Source organism: Aestuariibacter sp. A3R04 (genome assembly GCF_018860805.1).
Lineage (GTDB): Bacteria > Pseudomonadota > Gammaproteobacteria > Enterobacterales > Alteromonadaceae > Alteromonas.
The window spans coordinates 418,025-438,746 of sequence record NZ_JAHKQR010000016.1 but is presented as its reverse complement, the minus strand read 5'-3'; the positions used below and the strand labels follow the sequence as shown (position 1 = coordinate 438,746).

The following is a 20,722-nucleotide window of genomic DNA, read 5'->3' as shown; positions in this document are numbered from 1 at the left end:
ATACAACGCCTAAATGGCTTCTTATATCTCGCTTTGCGAGAGTCGTGAAAAATGGCTTAAACGGAAGGAAATCTTCCAGACCATTTTTCTACTCGCTAAAGTGGTGGATGTATGAACGTTAAGTGTTGTAAGACTGACTAATTAATAAAGTAAGTTAGAGTAGTAGAGTTACTCTGATTGAGATTGATATCACGCTTTCCGAAATTGTTAAGATACAGCTTTAAAAGTTTATAAAGGCTGATAGACATACTCTTGAGAGTACTGTTTGTCCTCCTTGCGCAACGAAATCAAACAGGATTTTTTTGCACAACAGTTTTTGCCTGGCGGCAATAGCGACGTGGTACCACCTGATCCCATTCCGAACTCAGAAGTGAAACGCGTTAGCGGCGATGGTAGTGTGGGGTTTCCCCATGTGAGAGTAGCACACCGCCAGGCTCCCAATTAAAACAAAAAGGCCATCCCTAACGGGGTGGCCTTTTTGCTTGCGCGCTTCACCCCCATGTGAGAGTAGTTCTCGTCACGAAGTGAACCGTCACCGGCTCATTGCGAAGCGATGGCAAATACACGAAAAAGCCCACTCAAACGAGTGGGCTTTTTCGTATAAGCGAAGTGTTTCTTGTTTTATATAGACTTTTTCAGGGGATAGTGTTGCAACACCAAGTCAAATGTAATTAGTTAGCTAGTTGTTCGCGTAACGTTGAGAAAAACAAGTTAATACGCTCTGCGTTTTTGCCCAAATCACTTTTCCCTACCCTGGATTTACTTCGAACATCTACCATCGTGACATTATTTTCACTGGTTAAACGCACTACTATGTCATCTTTGAAACCAAACCAAAAGGTGGTATCTGTCGCTTCCAGAGTATTGGGCAAGGCTCCTTCGGATAATCGCTTCCAGCCCAAACTATCAACGGTTTTTTCCGCCGCTGAAAAAATATCTTGTATCGGTTGAGGAAACTGTTGTGTTTTTATCTCGGGATAAGCAGTCAGTTGCTGTTTTGTTACTTCCCCCCCTTCATAAGTGATGGGGTTGGGTGATTGCTCTCGCAAGGGCGCAATAGCAACAAATTCAGGCGGGTTGGTAACGTCAGTTGTGATGTCGTGTATTGGAGGCACACCACTAGCCTTGCTCATCATACTAACCGGCATTGCCACTGCGACGAGAGAAAGCAAAGCGCAGACCAAAGTACTACCCCACTTGATGTCTTTTCGGTTAATTAATAAATGAAGAACAATGAGAATCAGAGATGCGCCTCCAACATATACACCAAAGCGCAATGAGGTAAACGCGGTACTTAGGTTAACATCTGCAAACTGATAAAGCGGGCCTGGTAAAACCACCATCAGAAATCCAACTATACTTGCGAGGGCAATGAGTGCTTTCAAGAAGAGCTCCAAATTCAAAATATGTTTGGCTACATTAACATGTGATTTGCGAAAGTGGATGACTTTTACGGCGAGTGACAACTGGAGCTAAAAAATTAGTAACAGATAGATGCGTCATTTCAGTCTTTGTAGACATGTTGTATAAAGATAGATCTATAATTTTTCGACGGCGCTATAACGGTTGAATTATCGGAATAAATAGCTAATGCCTGGCGGCAGCGAAGCCCATCGATTAAACACATAAATTAAATTTGTTCGGGTATCGGTGCAGAAAGTGTGGAAAGAGTAGAACGAGCATTACCGATGCCATATTGTATTTTCAGGTTTTCTATCAATGTAGGATTGGCATTCATAAAGGCTTCAATTTTACTCACCAGATCACGATGCTTAATTGTAGCAATTTTGAATTCAGTCATTTTTTTCGGCAGATGAACTCCAACGGCGAATCTATCGATGCTTGGGCTGCTCTTCGATAAGTGCCTCATAACAAAATAGTCTATTTCGGTACCGTCGGCTTTCCCTCTATCTACATATTGCAGGGCTTGTAGACTACTTGTCACTTCGATGAGCTTAATAGCACCCTGGGTAATTAATCCTCCCCAATCCATCGTAGCAAAACCCGCAGGCAGCGACAGACGGTGAATATCATTTTTGGATGAAAAATCGAATGTTGGTTTTACAGCAACACAACTAATAGTTTCTACGATGGTGTGGGAATAATATTTGTTTTTTGGTTCGAGATAAGCAGGGCGAAAGATTGGATTATCGGGGTAGATAATATCTACCGTGCCCTTTACAAGTTCAGTCTGTAATCGTTTTACGGGCAGTGACACATAGATAAATTTATCCCCACTGTACTTGGTATAGGTTTCCAAAAGCGCCCAAATAAAGCCTTTATCTTCATTTGAGGAGAAGTGGTAATGGGGAAAATAATTAAAATTTTGTGAAGCAACGACATAAGTCTTGCTGTGCGCACAACAACACAGAAGCAGACTGAAAAAACACACTAATTTCTTAACAACCACAATAACGTTTCTCACCTGCATTATTAACCCTATTTGTTTGGATGTGGTTTGGGCGCTTACACGAAGATGCCACTTTATGCATTATGCTTATCTTATGTAATGTGTTCAATAACTAAACAATACGTTTTAAAAATGATACGAATAAGACAAATTTAAAAAATCTAACCCAGGGTTTTTACTGTTTAGCCCGCCGTTTGAGTAATGCATGTATCGCAGCGCAATTTGTTGCTGGTCTGCTCCATCAAGACTAAGTAGAAGGCCTAGGCGATCTTCGAACTGGTAGTGCGAGCCTATGTTTTTACCCGCAAATTCGCGATCATTAACCAAACTAGCCCCAATACCCGCTTCAATGTACAACGGGTATTTGTTATTGAGGTCTGTTATTTTTTTCACTACTACTGGGGAAAGCGCAATGGCTACATTAGTACTGTGAGTGTCGTTTTCACCGTATTCCCACACGTTAATGCTGGCTTCCCAATACAGTTTGATATCACCAAACCAATCTGTATATATCTCAGTGGTTACTGGCCTGTAAGCTAGTCGAAGGCCGCTAATATCATCGAATCCATACAGGTAATCTATCGCCACCGCTTGCCTTGCATTTGCGTGAACGGGCAGTAGCAAGATGGAAAGCAGCAAAAATGAAGTGTAAATAGTATTCTTGGTCATAGTTCCTCCAGGTAGACATACCCTAGACCAAGCAAATTCATAGCCATATTAAAAATGTCATAAAATCAGTTTGTTATGATTTTTTCTAGGCGGGATACTTAAGCGCTGATGTATAAAATTTCCAACAAAAAGTAAAAAATACATTGATGTATGTATATGAGGCATTGTCGCTTTCTGTGGTTAGTGAAAGTTTCTTGCGCTCACGGTTAGCGATGAAAACCAACAGCTTCTGTCAGTCAGTTTCCCGGCAATAACATGAACAACGCCTTCTGTAGATCGTTCTAAAATACCATCAACTTGAAGAATTTGAGCCTTGAGATAGGCTTTCTGCTGATGCCTTGCTGTAGACTGCCAAACCACGATATTCATGTTTCCCGTGTGATCTTCCAAGGTGAAAAAAGTGGCGCCCGATGCCGTACCAGGGGCCTGTCGGCATGTAACACACCCTACAACATGCACCACACTGCCATGGGGTTTGTTGTGTAACTGGTTGGCCAGGGTGAGCCCCTTGATGGTGCGTTCCTGAAGCACAAGTGCGATGGGATGGTTTTTTAGAGACAGCGACAAGGAAGCGTAATCCTCTACAGTGTCTTGCGCATCGTTAGGAGCAACTTCCAGAGGCAAAGCAGACTGTTGGTTGCTGAATAGGGGGAGGGAAGCCTGTTGATCCATCATGGCCCACCTTGCTTGGAAACGATTCCCACCAAGTAACGACAGTGTATCGGCACTGGCTAATGCAGATAAATCTTTCTCGCTGATCCCGAGCTGCTTAAGTTGATGCATGTTGGTAAATCCATGGGCCGGCCGTGCCTGAAGGACCCTTTGAATAGCTTTCTCGGACAGCCCATTTACAAGCTTGAAACCAAGCCTTATAGCTTTGACACCCTTTTGGCAGACGAGCGTGTGCTCTCTGTCAGAATGATTGATGCATACTGCAAGCACGTGAATATGATGTCGTCTAGCATCCTGCACCAGCTGACTGGCGGAATAGAAACCCATTGGCAGGCTATTTAGTAGGGCAATGTAAAATTCAGTAGGAAAGTAGTATTTCAACCAGCACGACACATAGGCGAGCACGGCAAATGAAGCTGAGTGAGACTCGGGAAACCCGTAGCCGCCGAAGCCCTTGATTTGCTCAAAGAGTTGTTCAGCAAAAGCCATGGAATAGCCTTTGTTTGTCATACCGTGGATGAGTTTATCCCGAAATTCATATATTCGGCCATCTTTTTTCCAACTCGCCATGGCTCGTCTGAGTTGATCTGCTTCACCGCCGGTGAATCCGGCGGCAACCATGGCTAATTGAATAACTTGTTCCTGGAAGATAGGTACACCCATGGTTCTCGATAGTACGTTTTGCACTTCTTCTGATGGATAAGTAACATTCTCTTTTCCGTGTCTTCGCAACAGGTAAGGATGAACCATATCGCCCTGGATGGGGCCAGGCCTTACAATGGCGATTTGTACCACAAGGTCGTAATAGGTGCGTGGCTTAAGCCGGGGGAGCATACTCATTTGTGCCCGTGATTCAATTTGAAAAACACCAACTGTATCGGCTTTACAAATCATATCGTACACTTGGGGATCGTCGCCTAAACGAGTTATAAAGGGAATTGAAAGCGGCTCTGGAAATTGCGTGTTCAATAAGTCGAAGGTTCTCCTGATGGCTGTGAGCATACCAAGGGCAAGAATATCAACCTTGAGCAACCCTAAAGATTCCAAATCGTCCTTATCCCACTGGATAACAGTTCTTTCTGCCATTGCTGCATTTTCTACAGGTACCAGTTCATACAAGGGGCCGGCCGAAATGACAAAACCTCCGACATGCTGAGAAAGGTGACGGGGGAAACCAACCACCTCCTCTACCAGTGCCACCAATTGACAAACTTTAGTACTTCGTGTGTCTAATCCACATGCTGACAATTGAGATTGCCAGGGTACCGTTCGATCTCGCCGATTGATGTTTTTAATTACAAAATCAAGCTGCGATTCTGGAAGTCCTAGAGCTTTTCCTACTTCACGAAAAGCACTTTTGAAACGAAAGGTGATGACTGTGGCGGCTAACGCAGTTCTTTCTCGCCCATATTTTGCGTAAATATACTGAATGATTTCTTCTCGGCGACTGTGCTCAAAATCCACGTCAATATCTGGTGGCTCATCCCTTTCTTTAGAAATAAAACGTTCAAACAGCACGTTAATTTGTCTGGGATCAACGGCTGTAATTTCCAGGCAATAGCATACTACCGAGTTTGCCGCGGAGCCCCGCCCTTGATAGAGAATTTTCTTTTTTTGCGCAAATTGCACAATATCGTGAATAGTGAGAAAAAAGTATGGGTAGTCTTGTTCTTCAATTAAGGTCATTTCTTTTTCAATTACTGCCCGAATTTCATCGCTCAAGCCATTGGGAAAGCGCTTTTTAATGCCTTTTTCAACACAGTTGCGCAGATGTTCAATGGCGGTTAGACCTGGTGGAACAAGTTCAGCTGGATACTGGTACTTTAACTCGTCGAGAGAAAATTCGCATTGTGAAGCCAGCTTCTGTGTGTTGTCTATCCACTGTTGTGGAAAGAGCTTTTTTATCTTGCTGATATTGCGCAGTGCCCGCTCAGCATTTGCTAGAACAGCGCTACCCAGTTGATCTACAGATGTGTTTTCTTGCATAGCATGAAGTACGTGTTGCAGCGGCAACCGGCTGGTATGGTGAAACAACGCATGGGTCGTGGCAAGGACAGGGAAGTGGTGAACACGGTGTAAGTGGTGAATGGCGTTGAAACGCACTGTGTCCAAGTTGTTGAGAAAGCGGGTCGCCCCTAGCCAGGTGCGTTTGGGGTGATGGCGGTAAAGCCATTGCCCCCAATGGGAGTTTTTTTCGTTTTCCGGGCCTGGAAGCCACACAATTTGACAGTGTTTGATTGCTATTAAGTCCCACTCTGCCAATTTGTATTCTCCTTTGGGACTGCGACGTCTGGCTTGAGTAATAATGCGGCATAACTCGGCATAGGCCGCTTTGTTTGGGCATAGTAATACAAAGCAAAAATCATCCTGGAAACAAAAGAAACTGCCCACGATGAGCGAAATGGGAAGGCGATGGCGCTTTATTTCACTGTGCGCTCGTACCACACCGGCAACCGAGCATTCATCGGTGATGGCAATTGCTGAATAATTGAGAAAAGCGGCAGTAGTTACGAGTTCTTCCGGGCTGGAAGCGCCGCGGAGAAAAGTGAAATTACTCTGACAAATCAATTCTGCATAGGCCATGTTATATATACCAGCCATTAATGAACCATTGATCCGATTCTTTAAATATTTGCATTCTCTGACCGCGATGATTTCTCGCGATGTAATAGTCGCGCTTGTATTTTTTTTCGTCCCACCAGCCTGTTTCTATCCTCACCGGACCGAATTCAATAACCGGAGATTCATTCAACTGCGCGGGCTCGGGTAAAATAATGCCCGGTAAGTCGTTATAGCATGTATTGTCAGCATTTTTGGAAGTTGTACTGAGTATGTGTAACCGGTGATCTTTCGGCCACATCGGTTTGCTTACTTGGCTTTCTCCGAGGCGTGCCGTCAGCTTACCGATGAGTTGTTGTTTTGCAAAAACACCGGTGCGGTTATTGAACAAATCCTCATTGTCGCTACTCGTTTCACATAGTTCTGCTGCACAAACAGCCACGGCAATAACAGGGGCCGGAATTACCAGAGTTTCAAATTTCAGATTAATTAATTCAAGCCATTCGTGTTCACAAAAGTGAGGGCTGGCTTTACCTATCCCGAGTGAAAAGGGAACGTGATCACGGAACATCAGCGTCATAGTGATGCGCAACAAACCAGTATTTCTCAGCCTTAAAAAAACAGCCAAATCTTTGAGTGTCTTAGCAATAAATGGCAGTAATCGTTGGGTGTTTTCTTCCTCATAAGGCAGGTTTATTGTTTGTTCGAATTCAGCAGGAGGGTGATAAAAAACGAGCCTGTGATGGCGTTCTCCACGCAAGGCAAATACGTATTGTAGCGTGGCATTGTTAAATCGCTTCCCCAGTTCAGTGGGGGATATGTTCAAGAGTTGCTTCACCTGTTTAATACCAGCGCGAAACAGAGCCTGTAGGGATTTAGGCTCGAGGGATAACGCAGATACCGGCAACTGACCTAAAGCCTTCTGAATAGTATTTTTGTCGATGAAAAATATATCGGTACCTGCGTTAGCTAACGCTTCCGCAGCCTCAGGGCTACCGGCTGTAGCAAAGTGAAAATGCACCTGGCGTTCTTGCAATACAGATTTAATCGCAAACCAAACACTTTGCAGATTTCCGTAATAGCGGGTTAAATTGTCAATTCGGATATGCAACGCTGCCGGAGGGCTTAAAGCAACTTCTGCCGCACATTGATAAACCAGTGAGGCTAGACTATGCAGATAGCCCATTTCAGTTTGTTTTTGGTAATCAACTACCTGAAGTGTTTCACATAACGAAGCGGCCTGTGCCAGGCCCATACCGGGTTCTATTCCTGCTTGTTGGGCTGTACCACTGGTTTGTACAATACTGTTGCTCCTGGCGTCGTAAACTACGATATTTTCTCTTTGTTTAACCTTGGGTAAATTGTCCAGCGTGAGCTGATAGAAATGAATGTGCAACCAGAGCATGTTAACCCTGCAAATTCAAACTGGTGGATGTAGGGGAAGCGTATAAACGGAACACTTTGGCAAGGATGTTATTATTAGGGGTGTAGCCAAAATACACAGGTATTTGTTGATGGCTCCAACCGGCAAGTTGTTTGTGCACTTCTACACTGAAACCCTGCTCTGTAGGTTGAAGTGATAAATCTAGTGACACCGGCAGCGAACGTCTTGCAGCTGTCAAAGACTCAAACAGAAAAACCTGGCACTGAGTGTTTTGCGCTGCAACTTGTAAGCGCCGGGCCTGTTTAACGGTTAGCCCAGTCACCCACATAAATACGACATGACAGGCTGATGATCTTACGCAGGTTTCTGTTGCCCATTTGGCCAGCTCGTTGTCGGTATTGATAAGCAATGCATGAGCCGGGTTTACTCCAAGCTGTTTTAGCCAAGGTGCCAGAATAATACCCGGAGGATTAACAAAAGCGCTGTGTAGCGTTTGCTTTCGGTTTTTTAACAATGCAGACAGAAACGAGAGTTCGCCGGTGCCAGGCAAATGTCTAAGCCGAATGACTCCCCAGTTGGGAATACCACCGCGCAGGGCATGGTCCAGCGAGGCATAACCAGTAGGTGTTCTGTTCGGCTGTGGGGTATTGGCATTGCCACCGCGCCATATAGCCGGATGTTGTTCGACAATAGAAAGAGAATTAGCCATAATGATACCTGTATATATGTACAGTATTATAGGCTAGATCGCGTTTTCTTCAATGATCTTTTTACTAGGAAAATTCAGCTGTTAAGATTTTTTCGGCAGAAGCAGGCCTGTTGTTATATGGTCTATGGCTGAAATAAAGCCTTCAGGAGTATTTTTTATCCAACACATGCGAATGTCGTCGGGTTGGCCTTGGATAAAGGTTTGGATTTTTTCGATCGACATGTCTTGATTATCGCGCAGGGCAGAGGTTAAACCCTCTTCAATAGTGCGTTTTTTTTCGCTGCTTTCAAAAATGATTTTCGAGGAAGTGCGCAGAATAAAAGCCAGCACTTCTTCATCGTTACCACTAATCAGACCTTTACTACTGGCGCTCTCAAGGCGCTGAACAAAGATTGTCTGCAGGGCTTTTGCCGTTGTGCTCAAATTGACATATGCGCTGTTGGCTTTGTTGGCATTTTGTCTTGCCAGTAACTTATTCTGATTAATTTGGTTGTGCAACGTCTGAATTTTAAACACAAAGAAAATAAGTAGAATTACCAGAATTCCAATAACACCAAAAGCCACCATGTCGATTTCCTAACCACCCTGTATTCGTTTTATTGTGACTTGCCGACTCAGATTCATGAATCGGCGTGTTTTGCCTTCGTAAATACATGTTTTACTGTAGCAGCCTGGGTACTCAATCCTGGGAGTTGAGCGCTAGCATGCAATACAAAAGGAAATATCTGCAAGGGCAATAAGAATACTATTACACAGAAATGTATAACTTTTTTATCCGTTAAAGGTAACCTTATTTATCGGGGCTAGTATAAATAGGGCTGGGAAACGCCGTAACTTTATCAGAAAGCTTAGTGATTTTTGCGGTACCTTGTTTTTTCACGGCATCAATGCGTAACACAGTGTGCAGAGGTATATACGTGCTGTCTACGTCGGCGAATTCCGCTTTTAGCTTTTCATGACTGGGGTCGACCACTAAACTGGTATGGGTATCCCAGACGAAATCACCAATTTCCACAAATCCAAACATGCCACCCTGGCTGACTTCGCGCACGTATAACTCATAACGTTCGCCGTTACTTACGAATTGAATGCGATAAAGACGCTCTTTACTACTCATAATATTCAGTGACCAATTAAACAGAGAGCCTGATTTTACTGCTTTTTATTAAACCTGCAATGGGGTGAGCAGGGCTTCTGTTGCAATGACCATTTCTTCTTTGTTTTCGGCGAGGATGCCGTTTACTGCAAAGCCTTGCACGTAGCTGGTGAGTTGAAGTGCGGCACTTTCAACATTGATGTCTGGCTTGATTTCCTTGGCCAGTTTGGCTTTCTCCAAACAACCTATAAAATCCAATTGCAGGCGGTCGAGATAATGCCTGCCCATTTCTTTTATCACGTTGTCTTGCTTGCCGAGTTCACACACGCAGTTAATTAGCAAGCATCCTCGGCCATACACCAAGGGGATATAACTGAGGAAGAAAGTATTGATAGCGGTAATGCCATGATGGTTTTCCAATTCACTTACCACTGGCATCAATTGCGTATCCTGGTAGTGCGCCAGAACTTTATACAAAAATTGTTGTTTGGAACCAAACTCGAGATAGAATCCTCTCCGATTAAAGGACGTCCTGGCAATGATTTCGTCCATGATGGCACCGTGGAAGCTATGCTCCAAAAAAATGTCTACGGCTTGCTGTAGAATTTGTTCAACATCGTACTGAGCGCGTCTTGGCATGGTGATAATGTCAATGGTTACATCTGTTTAGCGTAGCGCAAACCACGGAAGTATCAAGGCCTGACATTAACAACCAGTGAGATGCGTGGTGGGTTTTTATCGCTAAGTTATACCCTAGTTGGATTGGTATCAGCCCTGGTCTGGGTTAACATGCCCGTGGTTATTTTCTTAACGATAGACGATTATGATAAAAAAAATACTATTAAGCAGCCTTATTGCAGTGTGGGCATCAGCGGCATTTGCTGATCATGATTCTCCGGCAAATGGTCACTTTTCACCAGACACAAATAGAATCAAGTCACACCTTTTCTTTCTTGCTGACGATTTATTAGAAGGGCGGGATACTGGTTCCCGCGGGCACGATATTGCAGCGCTTTACATTGCTACAGAGTTCGCTAAATATGGGTTAAAGCCCATGGGCACGGATGGCTACATGCAAGAGGTTAGCTTCCGTAAAGCGAGCTTAGTACAGACGTCTCCCTCTCTCACTTTTGATATAGATGGTGAGCAGGTGTCCATGTCCTATCCGAAGGAATACCTGACCGGACCTAATCTTATGTCACTGAACACCACCTTATCGGGAGAGATGGTGTTTGTCGGTTACGGTATTGTGGCTGATGAGCTTAATCACAACGATTACAAAGACATTGATGTGAATGGCAAGGTTGTCGTGATGTTATCTGGAAAGCCGGCTTCTTTTCCCAGTGAAGAAGGAGCGCACTTTGCTTCGGGTTATCAGAAACAAAAATATGCCGCAGAACGCGGCGCCATTGGTATCATTACCCTTTCTACACCAGTGGCAGAAAAGGTGCGACCTTATCAAGGTCGCTTGAATTATATTCACACCCCGCGTCTGGCGTGGATGAACAAAAACGGTGAACCGGCTAATACCTTTGCCCAGTTGAAAGGCTCGGCTTATCTCAGTATTCCCGCGGCAAAGAAACTTTTCGCCAAAGCTCCGGTGTCTTTAGATGACATTTTTGCATCCATTGAAAAAAATGACGCAGCGCCTAAGGGGTTTGACTTACCCGGTACTGTATCTCTGACTAAGCAAAGTCTGCATTCTACTATTACCAGTCCCAACGTAGTGGCCGCTATAGAAGGAAGCGATCCCAAACTGAAAGACGAATATGTGGTGTTCTCGGCTCATTCAGATCATATTGGGTTTGCTAAAACCGTTAAGAAAGACAACATTAACAACGGGGCGATGGATAATGCCTCCGGAACAGCAGTGATGTTAGAAACTGCCCGGTTATTCAGTGAGCTGGATACTAAACCCAAGCGGTCTATCCTGTTCGTGTCGGTAACCGGAGAAGAGAAAGGGCTTCTTGGGGCTGATTATTTTGCTCGAAACCCTACTGTGCCTTTGAAGTCTATGGTGGCAAACGTAAACCTGGATATGCCGATACTGACATATCCGTTTGCAGACGTTATTGCTTTCGGCGCCAGCCACAGCGATATGAAAGGATCTGTTGAAGAAGCGGTTGCCAACGCGGGGATTTCTCTCAGTGATGACCCATGGCCAGAGCAGGCCCTGTTTACCCGCTCTGATCACTACGCTTTTGTAAAGCAAGGGATACCATCGGTATTTATGGTACCGGGCCTGGATTCTAAAGACCCAAACATAGATGGCAGTAAAAAGTTTGGTGAATTTTTGTCAACCCATTATCACAAACCCAGTGACGATATTACTCAGCCCTTTAACTGGGATGCGGCTAAAACCTTTACCGAAGTAAATGCTGAAATAGGGCTGACACTGGCTACTCAGGACAATCGTCCAAGCTGGAACGAAGGGGATTTCTTTGGCAATACCTTTGCGAAGTAACATTTTGAGAGACGCTTGAAAACGGGCACGAGAAGTGCCCTTTTTTTTGCGAAGTACGTTGCCAAGGACGGGCTCTTTAGCTTGGAAAAGCGCCTTCGCTGAGGGTATACTTTCGCTTCTTTTTCATGCCTGAAACTGCGTTTATATGACTGTACAAGCCGAAAAACACTTTCTCCTCATGGCAAGGGGAAGTTCTCATATTCGTTATTTTAAGCGCTTCGCCGCGTCGACGTCACTGAATGTTAGTGTGGTTCAGGTAAACAAAGTGTTTTTCCATCCGGGGTATTTTTCTTACTGGCGATTCACCCGTTCCTTAGATGTTGATACTTACCTGATCCCACACTTTGCGAAAAAACGGAAAAAATTTCCTCGTTTGTGCAAAACCTGGTTGTGGGGAGCCTATGAATGGCTCATGAAAGTTTACGCGAGAGCTGAAATCGCTAAATTTTGCGGGCTTATTGATAATATGCGCGCCGATGTAGTAGGGGCGTGGAACGGTCAAAAGTTGCCTAGTTCAAGCGTTGCGTTTGCCGCCAAAGCTATGGGCAAAGAAGTCGTATATTTCGAGAATGGTTTGTTGCCCCATTCTACTACCTGCGATGTCAACGGTGTGAACTGCCAAAACAGTTTACCTAGAGATGCGTCTTTTTACGACCAGTTCTCCGGCGAAGTAACGTTGCCACAAACTCTCCAGGTGAGGGCCAGGGCTAAAGCAAAAGCCGACGGCGCTAAAATAGAGTCCTTGCCAGAGCACTATATATTTGTGCCATTTCAAGTAGAAACTGACAGCCAAGTTATCGCTAATTCACCTTGGATAAAATCTATGGCGCAGTTGTGGCAGCATATTGTTAACGCCTTGGACATGGCTGACAATCCGAACCTAAAAGTTGTTATCAAAGAGCATCCGTCGGATGTCATTCGTCACGACAATTTACACAATAAAGATCCGCGTATTATTTTTACCAACCAATGCAGCACCCAGGAATTAATTGAAAACGCAGATGCTGTAATGACAATTAACTCCACCGTGGGAATCGAATCGCTGTTGCTGGGTAAAAAAGTCATTGTACTGGGCGACGCCTGTTATGACATTCCTTCAATAGCATATCGGGTTAGCGATGAGGCATCTATGGCCTGGGCGCTCAATCATATCGACGACTGTGGTTTTGACGAGAAAAAACAACGACAGTTTTTACAGTGCTTACACGATTATTATGTGATTCCTCAGGCTTGGGCGCAGGCCGGAGAAGAGAATTTCAAGGCGCTGGAAAAAAGGTTACAACAACAGGATGCTTTTTCTGTTCTGGTGGCTGAATACAAACAACAAAAAAGGGCTTAGTAGCCCTTTTTTATGCAAACATATGCTTAAATGTGAGCCACTGCTCGGAAAACTGCTCTGTGGGCTTACGGTTAAAGCCACTGCGAATATACTGATTAATGCGTCCATCCACGTAGCAAATCATAAGGTTGGCTATAACACCTTCTTCTGCCGTAAGGGTTTTTCCTTCCCGTAACTTTCGCTCGCGCAGAATTTGTTTCAACTGGGTTTCCAGTCGTTCAAACAGCTTGGCAATGCGAGCGCGTAACCTGTCCTGTTCGCCCATGAGTGCGTCGCCATTTAAAATTCGTGTGATACCAGGGTTTTTTTCTGCAAACCCAAGCAATAAATGAAGAATTAGTTGGCAGCGCGCTGCGGAATCTTTTTCTTCGTTAAGTATTTTATTTATGCGCGAAAACAGTGTTTCTTCAATGAATTCAATTAACCCCTCGAACATTCTGGCTTTACTGGGAAAGTGGCGATAAAGCGCGGCTTCCGACACGCCCACTTTTTCAGCCAGTTTGGCAGTTGTTATTCGTTGACCCTGATGGGTTTCGAGCATTCCGGCCAGTGCTTGCAGTATTTGCGCCCGGCGATTTGTTTTTTTGACAGCAGGCATAACGCGAGTAATTCCTCCGTTTGAGGGCCAGAATACGCCCCATTTCCTTTTTAGGTGGTGAGAAACCTGTTTTTACCTCATGATAAGGTTATCGACAGGCCATCCATTATTTTGACATTTTATTATTATATTGTTTTGCAACTAGCGCGATTAGCGTTTTGGCTAAATCCGTCTTTGAAGCAGGTGGCAGATGTTCATCGCCGTCATGCCAAATCACGTGCAGTGCATTTTCATCGCTATTAAAACCGAGGCCTTCCCGGGTAATATCGTTAGCAGCAATCATATCCAGCTTTTTGTTTCTTAGCTTTCCCCGTGCGTAGGCTTCTACATCCTGGCTTTCAGCGGCGAAACCCACGGTAAACGGTGGTGAAGGTAGCGCTGCTACTTCTTTAAGAATATCAGGGTTTTTAACAAAAGTAAGTGTTAACTTTTCATCTGATTTCTTTATTTTATTTTCGGCGACGTCGCTTACTTTGTAGTCAGCTACCGCGGCTGTTGCAACAAAAATATCCGCCTGCGGAATGTGCCTCATTACTGCTTCATACATTTGCTGAGCGGTTGTTACAGAAATTGTGGTTGCATTAGCCGGTGGGGCAATGGTGACCGGGCCGGCTATCAGGGTTACTCTGGCCCCCTGTTCTATCGCTGCTTGTGCAATGGCAAAGCCCATTTTACCAGAACTGTGGTTACTGACATATCTTACCGGGTCGATAGGCTCTCGTGTGGGGCCTGCGGTAATGACAAGGTGTTTTCCTGCCAGTTTATCGTCACCTGACATGGCGGCCAGGCTGCTAACAATGGCTTCGGGTTCAACCATTCTGCCTGGACCAACATCGCCACAAGCCTGCTCCCCGGCGTCGGGGCCAATAAAGTCAACGCCGTGCAACTGAAGTCGGTGTAAGTTCTCCTGGGTGGCTCTGGCCTTCCACATTTTTTGATTCATCGCAGGGGCAAGGCACACCCTGGCGTCGGTTGCTAAATAAATTGTAGTCAGTAAGTCGTCAGCGAGGCCTTGGGCTAGTTTGGCCATACAATTTGCAGTTGCCGGTGCAATTAACAAGATGTCTGCCCACTTCGCGAGTTCAATATGGCCCATTCCCGCTTCTGCCTGCTCATCGAGTAATTGAGTATGAACAGGATTGCCTGAAACGGCCTGGAGTGACAACGGGCTAACAAATTCGGCTGCGCCGCGAGTGAGTACCACCCGCACCTGCGCGCCCTGTGCTGTTAATTTTCTCACCACATCCGGTGTTTTATAGGCGGCAATACCGCCAGTGATACCCAATAGGATCTTCTTATTGAACAGTTGCATAGGTCGTTATTTGTACAGTCTGATGGCTACAAGCCTAGCAGATGTTTATTAAACGGCATAGCACGTCAGTAAATCTGGTAGTAGAGCCAGTAGTGACAACACTGGGTTTTATCTAGTCTTACCAGGTAAACGGAGGAAGTATGAATGAGTTGAAATACTGGCCTGTTTCGGAAAGGCCTAGAGAAAAGTTATTAAAGCGGGGGGCGGGCAGCTTGTCAGATGCAGAAATTCTGGCGGTGCTATTTGGCAGCGGTACCGGAAAGCAGGGGGCTATGGTCATTGCCAATGAGCTAATTGACAAGTTTGGTCAGTTGAGACACGTCATTCACGGGAAACGAGAGCAATTGTGTGAGGTATGTGGCGTGGGTGAAACCAAGTACGCTCAACTTGCGGTGATTTCCGAAATTAGCAAGCGGATCCTTGAGACAAGCCTGCAAGCCCAACCTGTGTTTCATCAGGTCAGTGAAGTAAAAAATTTTCTTCTGGCTACGTTACGGCACGAACACAAAGAGCACTTTGGTTTACTTTGCTTGAACAGTCAACACCACCTCATTGCATTCAGGTTGTTGTTTAGTGGAACCATCAATGCCGCAGCAGTGTACCCACGTGAAATTGTTCGACAAGTTATTGAAGATAACGCGGCAGCTGTTATTTTGGTCCATAATCATCCTTCGGGCGTATCAGAACCCAGTGAAGCAGATATTCGTCTCACCAAAGATATTCGCAGCGCACTGGGCTTAATAGATGTAAGCGTGCTAGATCATTTCATTGTTGGCGATGGTGATGTATTATCTTTAGCTCAGAGGGGATTGATGTAATTTTGAACCTTGTTATACTGTAAGGTGTCGATCTTATCAGATCGTCTCAGATCCGTGCGGCGAGCATGTGAAACGTATTTTTTTTACGACCAAATTATGGCTGAAGAGTAGTCAGTTTCTGACGAATGCTTTAGCATAGTGCGTCGGTGGATTTTTTAGTAAGGACAATTATGAAACAGTCATTAATTTCATTGGTCATCGGTGCAACTATGGCATTTGGCGCAGTTGCAGAGGATGAAGCAGGCGCTACTACTCTAGGCGCGCTGGGTAATGTTACAGGCGAGCAAGTGGCTACAGGCGTTGTAGGTTTAGGTGTGTTAGCTGCAATTATCAGCAACAACCGCGGCTCTTCTGATATCGTAGATCCAGTTGACCCAGATCCTACTTGTAACGATGGCGACGAGTTAGTTGACGGTGTGTGTGTTAATACAACCGTTAGTGTAACTGACACAGTTACAGTTTCTGGTACGCAAACAATTACAGTGACTACACCAATCACTGTTATCTCAACTTACGCGCCTACTGTACAGTAAACGTTGAAGTTTTTTCGAAAGCCGCGCCTTTTTGGAGCGGCTTTTTTATTTCTGTATACTTTCCGGTTTTTCAGCATCCCTATCCATGAAACTTAAAATACAATTCGCTCGTTTTTTGCCCTTTCTATTTATTGGCATGGTCATTACGGGTTGTTCCAGTACAAACCGTGCTTACTACGATACCCTCAAGCTCGCTATGTCTCAGGAAGACAACGAGGTTACGTTGGACCAGGTTAGACAGACCCGGGGCGACCTTATGGCCGTGAAACACGGAGCGCGTGTTCAGGTCATCATGGCGCTGGCTTTTATTGAAAATGGTTTACAAAAATGGGTTTCTGCAGATAACGCGATTTTGAGTATGCACCATGGCGTCATAACTGAAAGTTACGGTTTTCCCTACGACTTAGTTTTCCACTCGAATTTGTCGGGTAATCCGTTGGCAAAACCAACAGCAGGAAAGGGGGAATGGCACTACATCACAGACGTAGAAGAATACGGTTATGGGCTAGAGGTCAACTCCACTTGGCAAGGTGGAGAACCTGCGTCGTTGACAATTTTCGGGAATAGTTTTGCAGTAAATGTCATTGAGCAGCACGTTACTTTCCCTGGCGCTTTGCCGTTTTATGAAGCAAATCTGTCCTGGGTTAACCGGTACTGGGTTAGCGTTGAAACCGGCGAAGTACTGAAATCTGAACAGCAGGTTTCTCCGGTGGGTGAGCGACTGATAATGGTTTATCTAAGCAGGGCGCAACGGATGATTGACCAAAAAGGAGCGAACAAGTGAAACAGCTATTCTTGTTTATTGCTCTGTGCACTTTCTTAAGTAATGCGGTTGCTGCTATTAATGTTGATGTGAACGGGCAGCAGTTTCGCTATCTCAATCCGGTTCGGTTATCACTCGTATTGCGTCAGTTTGCGGACAAGGGCGACTGGTACTGGCCCGCTTGTACTATTTACAATGCCGATGCTACTGAAATAGAAGCGAAACGTCAGGCGGTTATTAAACAAATTGACGCGTTGGCCTATGAACTTAGGCCAAGGGACGAAAAAGCCATTGCCTTGGCGGCACTTCGTCGTCAGGTTGAGAGTTGGACGCTGGCCAAGCGACTACCGGTTTCTGTCAATTACGATGCCGCAAGACTGGATATAAAGCAAAACCCGATGTTGCAAGAGGGCAACTATCTTTTGCGGCTTACGGGCCGGCCTGGTGTTGTGTGGATGTCTGGCATGGTAAAAACGCCAGGAGCTTACGAGTATCAATCATCTCGCTCTCCATATCACTATGCATCGGGGATTGCCATGCGCGATTATGCCGATCCTGACTTCGTTTATGTGATATCACCAGAGGGCGACATTAGTAAACACAATATTGCTTATTGGAACAAATCCTATGCTCAGATTATTCCGGGCAGTCAGATTTACGCGCCATTATTTACCTGGTTGTTGTCGCCCGATGTGGATGAACTAAACCAGGCCGTTGTTGAGCTTGCTGTACACAGGGTGTTGCCATGAAGTTTAGATTTAGCAAAAGTCAGTGTGCACTGGGAGTCACAGCAGCGCTAGCAATTATGTCGGCCGCTGCGCAGGAAGTGGTATCCCTGGGAGTAAAGCCTTCGCAAATGGTGCAGGGTGGCACAGGACTTATTCAAACCCCAACCTCTCGCATGGGTGAGGTTGGTGATTTATACATTAACTACACCGATAACGACGAGTACCGCTTTTGGTCGGTAAATCTGCAATTGTTCGACTGGATGCAGGCCACGGCGCGCTACACTGATGTAAGAACGCGTCTGTACAGTGATGTTCCCAGTTTCAGTGGCGATCAAACCCTTAAAGACAAGGGGTTGGACGTTAAATTCAGGTTGCTTCAAGAGGGTTATTATTTACCTGAAGTATCCTTGGGATTTAGGGATTTCGGTGGTACGGGCTTTTTTGAAAGTGAATACGTCACGGCGTCTAAAGCCTATGGTCCTTTTGACTTTCACCTTGGACTTGGTTGGGGCTACCTGGGGACCGCTGACGATATTACTAGTCCGTTCTGTAAGCTAAAAGAGAGCTATTGCGAGCGACCGACAGGGTTTTCAGGTCGTGGTGGAAAAATTGATTACGAGCAATTTTTTAAAGGTCCTATGGCGGTTTTTGGCGGTGTGGAATATCAAACACCCTGGGAACCATTGCGCTTTAAATTGGAATATGAGGGTAATAACTACACCCGTGACAGGGCTGGTGAACTTCAGCAGGACACGCGCTGGAACTTCGGTGCGGTATATCGCTGGAAAGGCTTCGATTTTTCAGCTAATTACCAGCGTGGGAATACCTTTGGTTTTGGCGTAACGTATCATTTCAACATGAACACCTACAAACAGGTGAAGTTTGATGATCCCCCCCGGGAAATAGTGAACACCAGAGTGCCAGAAGCAATTGCCAACGTAAACAAGCGGCGTTTGTATAATGATTTGGCTTACGATGGCGGTTTTGTATTGTCTGATGCCGATATTAGTGAGCAAAGAGCAATATTTTATGGCAATCAGATTGCCTATCGGGATAAAGACGAGGCGACTCAGCGAATTGGTCGCATTATTGCCTCCGAGTTACCGGATTCGGTGAGCCGGTATCACATTGTGGAAAATGCTGGCAGAACGCCTATGGTGGATACGGTAATTGATGCCGCGTCGTTTAAAGTTGCGGCGAAATACGAAGATATTGAAGCGGAAATAGATAAGACATACTATCGTCAGGCTCCGGACGACGATGTGCTAGCCCCCTATGACCCCGCCAAAACCAGTGGCTTTTTCTATGGCATGGATTTCTTCTACACCCAGACGTTCGGGAATCCGGAAGCATTTTATCTTTATCAAACCGGTGTGATTGTAAGCGGTGGTTACGCTGTAAATGAAAACCTTTCGTTCATCTCTTCCGTTCGCGCTACCGTGCTGGACAATTTTGATAAGTTTAACTTTACCACCGATCAGGAAAATTCCACTTTGCCACGAGTTCGCACCCGGGTGCGGGAATACGTGAGCAATGATGTATGGCTAGACAGTGCATTCTTGCAATGGAATGAAAGCTTAAGTAAAGATTGGTTTGTACAAGGGTATGGTGGATATCTTGAAACCATGTACGGCGGTGTTGGTGGTGAAATACTGTGGCGTCCGGTCGACAGTCGTATTGCCGTTGGTGTAGATATCAACTATGTGAAACAACGGGATTACGACAGTCAGGTCGATTTTCTTGATTACGAGGCCATAACCGGCCATGCCAGTGTGTACTGGGAGCCGGAAATATTACCGGATACGTTGCTCACAATAAGTGCTGGTCAGTTTCTGGCAAAGGACAAAGGCGTAAACATCGATTTCGCCAAGCGCTTCGACAGTGGCATTATCGTTGGGGCTTATGCTGCAATTACTAACGTGTCATCTGAAGAGTACGGCGAGGGTAGCTTCACCAAAGGCTTTTACATTTCAGTTCCCCTGGATATTTTTACCCTGAAGCCGGCGAAAGGACGAGGCACTTATCCTTGGATCCCGATTTCCCGGGATGGCGGACAGATGCTAAAACGGCCAGTAAGACTGATAGATTATACCGGTCTTAGATCGTCTTTTTATGATTGATCCAGATCTTTGGGTAAAAGATCTGCGATCAGATCGTTACACCGACGATTTTAGGTGCTATCATGCGCCCCCGATTGTGCGCGGCCAGAGAATTTTTTTCTGCCGAAGCATGTAAAAGTGAGCGTTAAGTAAAAAATATTGCGACGTAAAAAAGGTTTTTTGGCCTTTTTTATTGAAATTCGCCTGTGTTTGCTGTATAAAATGCGCCCTCTTATTTATCGTAATATCGTCAACTGACCCAGAAGACTTATTAGGTGGGATCGATTGGCGCGACAGTTTTGTAGTTCTGGAGACAAATACAATGTCAAGAGTATGCCAAGTTACTGGTAAGCGTCCAGCGGTTGGTAATAACCGTTCGCACGCGCGCAATGCGACTCGTCGTCGCTTTTTGCCAAACCTTCAATCTCACCGTTTTTGGGTTGAGAGCGAAAACCGCTTCGTTAAGCTGCGTCTGTCTGCTAAAGGCATGCGTATCATAGACAAAAAAGGCATTGATGCAGTATTAACTGACATGCGTGCCCGTGGTGAGAAAATCTAAGGAATCCGAC

General features: G+C 45.3%; 19 protein-coding genes and 1 rRNA gene. 9 read left to right on the top strand and 11 right to left on the bottom strand.

Features of this window, described 5'->3' with window-relative positions; translation table 11 throughout:
- Nucleotides 1-319 precede the first annotated feature (319 nt).
- Nucleotides 320-435: ribosomal RNA gene (rrf, locus tag KO518_RS18885) — 5S ribosomal RNA — on the top strand.
- A gap of 236 nt (nt 436-671) precedes the next feature.
- Here rrf and KO518_RS18880 read toward each other — a convergent pair.
- The 9 genes from KO518_RS18880 to KO518_RS18840 form a co-directional block, all read right to left on the bottom strand.
- Nucleotides 672-1,385 carry a DUF1499 domain-containing protein gene (locus KO518_RS18880; RefSeq protein WP_216027398.1) on the bottom strand — a complete coding sequence of 238 codons (714 nt, stop codon included), beginning with the start codon at nt 1,383-1,385 and terminating at the stop codon, nt 672-674.
- A gap of 245 nt (nt 1,386-1,630) precedes the next feature.
- Nucleotides 1,631-2,431, bottom strand: a complete 801-nt coding sequence (locus KO518_RS18875; RefSeq protein WP_216027397.1) for a hypothetical protein — start codon at nt 2,429-2,431, stop codon at nt 1,631-1,633.
- 105 nt (nt 2,432-2,536) lie between these two features.
- Nucleotides 2,537-3,079 (bottom strand): acyloxyacyl hydrolase, encoded by a 543-nt coding sequence (locus KO518_RS18870; RefSeq protein WP_216027396.1) that lies wholly within the window; start codon nt 3,077-3,079, stop codon nt 2,537-2,539.
- 180 nt (nt 3,080-3,259) lie between these two features.
- Entirely contained in the window at nt 3,260-6,334 is a 3,075-nt protein-coding gene (locus KO518_RS18865; RefSeq protein WP_216027428.1) for an error-prone DNA polymerase, read from the bottom strand.
- Nucleotide 6,335: 1 nt separating this feature from the next.
- Nucleotides 6,336-7,715, bottom strand: a complete 1,380-nt coding sequence (locus tag KO518_RS18860; RefSeq protein ID WP_216027395.1) for a DNA polymerase Y family protein — start codon at nt 7,713-7,715, stop codon at nt 6,336-6,338.
- Between the two features lies 1 nt (nt 7,716).
- Entirely contained in the window at nt 7,717-8,403 is a 687-nt protein-coding gene (locus KO518_RS18855) for a hypothetical protein (RefSeq protein WP_216027394.1), read from the bottom strand.
- An 81-nt stretch (nt 8,404-8,484) separates the two neighbouring features.
- On the bottom strand, nt 8,485-8,970 hold the full coding sequence (locus KO518_RS18850; RefSeq protein ID WP_216027393.1) for a hypothetical protein: 486 nt from the start codon (nt 8,968-8,970) through the stop codon (nt 8,485-8,487).
- A 223-nt stretch (nt 8,971-9,193) separates the two neighbouring features.
- The gene (locus tag KO518_RS18845) at nt 9,194-9,520 is read right to left on the bottom strand and encodes a DUF1820 family protein (protein ID WP_216027392.1); all 327 of its coding nucleotides are present in this window, start codon (nt 9,518-9,520) and stop codon (nt 9,194-9,196) included.
- Nucleotides 9,521-9,568: 48 nt separating this feature from the next.
- Nucleotides 9,569-10,138, bottom strand: a complete 570-nt coding sequence (locus tag KO518_RS18840; RefSeq protein ID WP_216027391.1) for a TetR/AcrR family transcriptional regulator — start codon at nt 10,136-10,138, stop codon at nt 9,569-9,571.
- Between the two features lie 184 nt (nt 10,139-10,322).
- On the opposite strand from KO518_RS18840, the gene KO518_RS18835 reads away from it, so the two are divergent.
- Nucleotides 10,323-11,963: a M28 family metallopeptidase gene (locus KO518_RS18835; RefSeq protein WP_216027390.1), complete on the top strand. Its 1,641-nt coding sequence runs from the start codon at nt 10,323-10,325 to the stop codon at nt 11,961-11,963.
- 145 nt (nt 11,964-12,108) lie between these two features.
- Nucleotides 12,109-13,302, top strand: coding sequence for a capsular biosynthesis protein (locus KO518_RS18830; protein ID WP_216027389.1), 1,194 nt, complete (start codon nt 12,109-12,111; stop codon nt 13,300-13,302).
- A 10-nt stretch (nt 13,303-13,312) separates the two neighbouring features.
- Here the strand turns inward: KO518_RS18830 and slmA are convergent, their stop codons facing one another.
- Together slmA and coaBC are read right to left on the bottom strand one after the other, a co-directional pair.
- Nucleotides 13,313-13,900 carry a nucleoid occlusion factor SlmA gene (gene slmA / locus KO518_RS18825; protein ID WP_216027388.1) on the bottom strand — a complete coding sequence of 196 codons (588 nt, stop codon included), beginning with the start codon at nt 13,898-13,900 and terminating at the stop codon, nt 13,313-13,315.
- Nucleotides 13,901-14,006: 106 nt separating this feature from the next.
- Nucleotides 14,007-15,212, bottom strand: a complete 1,206-nt coding sequence (gene coaBC, locus KO518_RS18820) for a bifunctional phosphopantothenoylcysteine decarboxylase/phosphopantothenate--cysteine ligase CoaBC (protein ID WP_216027387.1) — start codon at nt 15,210-15,212, stop codon at nt 14,007-14,009.
- 140 nt (nt 15,213-15,352) lie between these two features.
- Here coaBC and radC point away from each other — a divergent pair, with 140 nt between their 5' ends.
- From radC to rpmB, 6 genes are all read left to right on the top strand, one after another.
- Nucleotides 15,353-16,030, top strand: coding sequence for a DNA repair protein RadC (gene radC / locus KO518_RS18815; RefSeq protein WP_216027386.1), 678 nt, complete (start codon nt 15,353-15,355; stop codon nt 16,028-16,030).
- 170 nt (nt 16,031-16,200) lie between these two features.
- Nucleotides 16,201-16,563 carry a hypothetical protein gene (locus KO518_RS18810; protein WP_216027385.1) on the top strand — a complete coding sequence of 121 codons (363 nt, stop codon included), beginning with the start codon at nt 16,201-16,203 and terminating at the stop codon, nt 16,561-16,563.
- 85 nt (nt 16,564-16,648) lie between these two features.
- Complete coding sequence (locus tag KO518_RS18805; protein WP_216027384.1) at nt 16,649-17,347, top strand: YjbF family lipoprotein; 699 nt, start codon at nt 16,649-16,651, stop codon at nt 17,345-17,347.
- The gene (locus KO518_RS18800; RefSeq protein ID WP_216027383.1) at nt 17,344-18,075 is read left to right on the top strand and encodes a capsule biosynthesis GfcC family protein; all 732 of its coding nucleotides are present in this window, start codon (nt 17,344-17,346) and stop codon (nt 18,073-18,075) included. Before KO518_RS18805 ends, KO518_RS18800 begins: the two co-directional genes overlap by 4 nt.
- Nucleotides 18,072-20,174, top strand: coding sequence for a YjbH domain-containing protein (locus tag KO518_RS18795; protein ID WP_371742368.1), 2,103 nt, complete (start codon nt 18,072-18,074; stop codon nt 20,172-20,174). Before KO518_RS18800 ends, KO518_RS18795 begins: the two co-directional genes overlap by 4 nt.
- Nucleotides 20,175-20,475: 301 nt before the next feature.
- Complete coding sequence (gene rpmB, locus KO518_RS18790; RefSeq protein WP_216027382.1) at nt 20,476-20,712, top strand: 50S ribosomal protein L28; 237 nt, start codon at nt 20,476-20,478, stop codon at nt 20,710-20,712.
- Nucleotides 20,713-20,722: the final 10 nt, after the last annotated feature.

Coding starts and splice junctions, on each gene's coding strand:
- KO518_RS18810 (WP_216027385.1), top strand. CDS start 16,201: ATGAAACAGTCATTAATTTCATTGGTCATCGGTGCAACTATGGCATTT.
- KO518_RS18805 (WP_216027384.1), top strand. CDS start 16,649: ATGAAACTTAAAATACAATTCGCTCGTTTTTTGCCCTTTCTATTTATT.
- slmA (WP_216027388.1), bottom strand. CDS start 13,900: ATGCCTGCTGTCAAAAAAACAAATCGCCGGGCGCAAATACTGCAAGCA.
- KO518_RS18840 (WP_216027391.1), bottom strand. CDS start 10,138: ATGCCAAGACGCGCTCAGTACGATGTTGAACAAATTCTACAGCAAGCC.
- KO518_RS18795 (WP_371742368.1), top strand. CDS start 18,072: ATGAAGTTTAGATTTAGCAAAAGTCAGTGTGCACTGGGAGTCACAGCA.
- KO518_RS18860 (WP_216027395.1), bottom strand. CDS start 7,715: ATGCTCTGGTTGCACATTCATTTCTATCAGCTCACGCTGGACAATTTA.
- KO518_RS18870 (WP_216027396.1), bottom strand. CDS start 3,079: ATGACCAAGAATACTATTTACACTTCATTTTTGCTGCTTTCCATCTTG.
- rpmB (WP_216027382.1), top strand. CDS start 20,476: ATGTCAAGAGTATGCCAAGTTACTGGTAAGCGTCCAGCGGTTGGTAAT.
- KO518_RS18855 (WP_216027394.1), bottom strand. CDS start 8,403: ATGGCTAATTCTCTTTCTATTGTCGAACAACATCCGGCTATATGGCGC.
- KO518_RS18845 (WP_216027392.1), bottom strand. CDS start 9,520: ATGAGTAGTAAAGAGCGTCTTTATCGCATTCAATTCGTAAGTAACGGC.
- KO518_RS18830 (WP_216027389.1), top strand. CDS start 12,109: ATGACTGTACAAGCCGAAAAACACTTTCTCCTCATGGCAAGGGGAAGT.
- KO518_RS18865 (WP_216027428.1), bottom strand. CDS start 6,334: ATGGCCTATGCAGAATTGATTTGTCAGAGTAATTTCACTTTTCTCCGC.
- KO518_RS18850 (WP_216027393.1), bottom strand. CDS start 8,970: ATGGTGGCTTTTGGTGTTATTGGAATTCTGGTAATTCTACTTATTTTC.
- KO518_RS18835 (WP_216027390.1), top strand. CDS start 10,323: ATGATAAAAAAAATACTATTAAGCAGCCTTATTGCAGTGTGGGCATCA.
- coaBC (WP_216027387.1), bottom strand. CDS start 15,212: ATGCAACTGTTCAATAAGAAGATCCTATTGGGTATCACTGGCGGTATT.
- KO518_RS18875 (WP_216027397.1), bottom strand. CDS start 2,431: ATGCAGGTGAGAAACGTTATTGTGGTTGTTAAGAAATTAGTGTGTTTT.
- radC (WP_216027386.1), top strand. CDS start 15,353: ATGAATGAGTTGAAATACTGGCCTGTTTCGGAAAGGCCTAGAGAAAAG.